This window comes from Anaerolineae bacterium (assembly GCA_014360855.1).
Taxonomy (GTDB): Bacteria; Chloroflexota; Anaerolineae; order JACIWP01; family JACIWP01; genus JACIWP01.
Genome location: JACIWP010000286.1, coordinates 1 through 3,608 on the forward strand (window position 1 = coordinate 1; position 3,608 = coordinate 3,608).

3 protein-coding genes are annotated in these 3,608 nt (G+C 65.6%); 2 read left to right on the top strand and 1 reads right to left on the bottom strand.

What is annotated here, in order from left to right:
• The first annotated feature begins 44 nt into the window (after positions 1-44).
• A complete protein-coding gene (locus H5T60_12750) occupies positions 45-995 on the top strand; it encodes a glycyl-radical enzyme activating protein (GenBank protein ID MBC7243297.1) in 951 nt (316 codons plus the stop codon).
• Between the two features lie 7 nt (positions 996-1,002).
• Here the strand turns inward: H5T60_12750 and H5T60_12755 are convergent, their stop codons facing one another.
• Positions 1,003-2,022, bottom strand: a complete 1,020-nt coding sequence (locus tag H5T60_12755; GenBank protein ID MBC7243298.1) for an NAD(P)-dependent oxidoreductase — start codon at positions 2,020-2,022, stop codon at positions 1,003-1,005.
• A 212-nt stretch (positions 2,023-2,234) separates the two neighbouring features.
• Between H5T60_12755 and H5T60_12760 the strand changes: the two genes are divergently transcribed.
• On the top strand, positions 2,235-3,608 hold a 1,374-nt coding region (locus H5T60_12760; GenBank protein ID MBC7243299.1), incomplete at its 3' end, for an FHA domain-containing protein.

Genomic DNA, 3,608 nt, shown 5'->3' on the forward strand with positions numbered 1-3,608 from the left:
CCCGGACGGCAGTCTGTGAGAGCGATACTCGGAGCAGGTCGGGCATGACGGATGCCGACGAACGACTGAGCCGGGCGGTCGTCTTTCGGGTGCAGAAGTTTTCCACGGCGAATGGACCGGGAATCCGCACGGTCATCTTTTTGAAAGGCTGTCCCCTTTCCTGCCGCTGGTGCCCGTACCCGGAGGGCATCTCGTACCGCCCGGAACTGCTGTATTACCCGGACCGCTGTATCGGCTGTCACGACTGCGTGGAAATCTGCCCCAATGCCGCGCTCAGCCCGGTGGAAGAGCATATTGCCATCAACCGCCATTTCTGCCAAGCCTGCGGCACGTGTGTGCTGTCCTGTCCCTCTGGCGCGCTGGAGATCGCCGGCCATCCCTATTCCCTGGATGCCCTACTGGAAATCATCACGCAGGACCGCACCTTCTATCAATATTCCGGCGGCGGGGTTACGTTCGCCGGCGGGGAGGCCGCATCCCACTCAGGATTCCTGCGCCGGCTGGCCGGCGCCTGCAAAGAGCTGGCTATCCACACCGCCCTGGAAACCTGCCTCATCCACGAATGGTCCACGTACCAGGTACTGATGCCCTACATTGACCTCTGGATCGTGAACCTGCGGATAATGGAGACGCGCCTGCACAAAATCGGCACGGGCTATGGGGTGTGGGCCGTCCTGGAAAACGTGCGGATGCTGGCCTCTTCCCGGGCAAATATCTGGATCCGCACGCCCATTATCCCGGGGTGGACCGATTCGGAAAGCAATATTCGCGCCATGGCAGAGTTCCTGCGGGATTACGCCGGCGTCATCCACCGCTGGGAGCTGAACGCTTTTTCGGATAACCGGCGCCTGTACCCCACCCTCGGGCAGGTGTATGTCTCCGAAAGCCCGCCCGCTGTGCACCCGGACCGCCTGAACGCCCTGGCAGACCTGGCGCGTCGGGTTTGCGGGGGGCAGATTCCCGTCGTCACCTCCGGCCCCACATTGGTGGGATGACGTGCTGTCAGCGGCCGTTGGCCATGGGCGCCGGCAGTCCGGCCGCACCGCGCTTGCGCGCTTTCCAGTACGGCGAACGGCTCAACAGCCAGGCGCGGATCACGGGGCGGAACAGCCGGATGAAGTGCCGGCGCACCCCTAATGCCTTCCGCACATCCTCTACGTAATCGTCCAGTGTGCGGCGCTGATACCCCAGAAGGCGCTGGCTTTCCTCCGTGTCCACCCAATCCGTGGCGAACGGCTCGGTGCTGAAGGCCTCCGCCGGCAGGGTGCCGATGCCCAGCCCTTCCAAGATGCGCTCCACGATCTCGCGGTAATAATACTGACAGCGCCGGCCGCCCCCGATCAACAGCGTCTTGCCCCAGATCTCCTGGCTCTCGACCGCGTGGGCAAAGGCTTCCCCCACATCGCGCGTATGCACGAACTCCATGCGGTTGCTCAACGGCACATCGAACATGCCCGGGTCCAGGATCAGCGAAATCGGCATGGCCGCCGAAAGGCGCAGTATCGCCCACGTCAAGCCGGAGGCGCGGATCATCTCCTCGCACTCGAGCTTGTGCCGGGCGTAATGTTCCACCGGGTGTACCGGGTCAGTGACTTTGCGGGGCGGGGGCTGGTCCTGGGTCTTGCCGTACACATGGTACGAGGAGGCGAAGATCAGCCGCGGGGGCTGGTCCATGGACTGCATGGCGGTGAGGAGATTGCGGGTGCCGCCCACGTTGATTTCCCAGGCCCAATCGGGGCGTCGTTCGCACTCCACCCCCGTATGGGAGAGCTTGGGGATGATGAAGGCCAGATGAATCACCACATCTATCCCCGGCAGGGCGGATTGGATATCCGCCGGCCGGCGCAGGTCCCCCCAGTGAACCTCCAGCCGCTCGCCGGCCTTCCGCGCGAGCTGGCGCGCGATGCGCCGATTGGCCGGCGTGTGCAGGTCGAACGCACGCACCGTGTGGCCGTGCTCCAGCAGAGCGTCCAGCGTACTGCGTCCAATATTGCCGAACGCGCCTGTTACCAGCACCTTCATGAGACACCTCCCTCGGAACAACATACCGACTGGTCGGTATTATACCACAAGGGAATAGGCCTGTCAACCCGAGCGCGGTTTAACCTTTAATTTTGGGGAGAAGGCCTGGAAGGGGCCGCCGGCCGTTGCATCCTTATGTAAAACCTGCTATACTTTTATGTGCGGAGCAGTAGGAGGAGCGGGCGTTCGTCCGCGCGCTAGCAGAGGTAGCTATGGCTGACATCCGATCGAAATTCACCATCGTGGATGCCGGCGGAGGGGTGCGCGAGTTTGTCCTGCCGGTGGGCGCCACCTCTATCGGCCACGCCGAGGATAATGACCTCATCCTGCCGGGAGCGGGGATCGCGGCGCACCACGCACAGGTGCTGTGCGACCCGCGCGGCTGCCGGCTGGTTGACCTGGGAAGCACGTACGGCACCCGCATCAACGGACGGGAAATATCCCCCAACGTGGCGCGGCGGCTCCGCCCCGGGGATGTGATCGAAATCGGCGCCTACCGCCTGCATTACGAGGGGCCGGCCGCCGGCTACGAACGCAGTGGCCCCGCCGCTAACGGGTTGTCCCCAAAACCGGTACATTTGAAGGAGGGGCAAGCGATGAGCCCATCACGAAGGCAAACGATTCTGTTGTGGATCGTGGGCGTACTGGGAGTGCTGGTCGCGCTGGGCATCCTGGGCATCGCGGCCTGGCTGTTGGTGCTGAAACCCCAGCCGGCCGTCCCGCCGGCCGTCGCCACCGCTACCCCCACGCTGGTGGCCATGGCAACGGATACCCCGGTGCCGCCCAGCCCTACGCCCACCCTGGCGCCGCCAACGGCGACCCCCACCAAACCCCTGCCGACACCTACGGCGCAGGTCCCACCCACGGAGACGCCGGCGGCCACGGCGATCGCGATGCCGACGGCCACGCCGGCACCGCCCATCGTGCCCACGGCCACGCCGACGGCGAGGCCCACCCAGATCATTTACCCGACGCCGACCTTCACGCCCTATATCCCGCCCACGCCGTCCCCCTGGGGCATGATCAACCGCACCACCGCCAACGTGCGCGCCGGCCCGGGCACCATTTACCCGGTCATCGCCCAGGCCGTGTACGGCCAGTACGTGCTCCTGCTGGGGCAGTCGGCGGATCTGGGCTGGCTGTACGTGCAGTTGCAGGACGGCCGGCTGGGCTGGGTGGCCGCCTATCTGGTGAACCGTTCGCCGGCGCTCCCGCTCCCCATCGTGCCGGCGCCGCCCCCTCCACCGCCGCCCACACCGATACCGCCCACCTTCACGCCCACGCCGCGCCCGCCTACACCGGTGCCGCCGCCTACCTCCACCTTCACACCGGTGCCGCCGACCGCGACCGCCACGCCGACGCCGTACCCGTGTAGTATCCCGTTGGGGGCGCCGTTTGCATCCGCCTGGGCCGGCACGGTCCGCAGTCAGCTTGGCTGTCCCTCTAGCCCCATGGTCGAGACCTGGACCGCCGTGGAGCGCTTCCAGCGCGGCATGATGTTCTGGCGTGAAGACCAGCGGATGATTTACGTCATCGCCTCGGACATGACCTGGCGCAAATACGTGGACAACTGGATCGAGGGCATG

Excerpts from the sequence above, each read along its gene's own strand:
- H5T60_12750 (MBC7243297.1), top strand. The coding sequence starts at position 45 with ATGACGGATGCCGACGAACGACTGAGCCGGGCGGTCGTCTTTCGGGTG.
- H5T60_12755 (MBC7243298.1), bottom strand. The coding sequence starts at position 2,022 with ATGAAGGTGCTGGTAACAGGCGCGTTCGGCAATATTGGACGCAGTACG.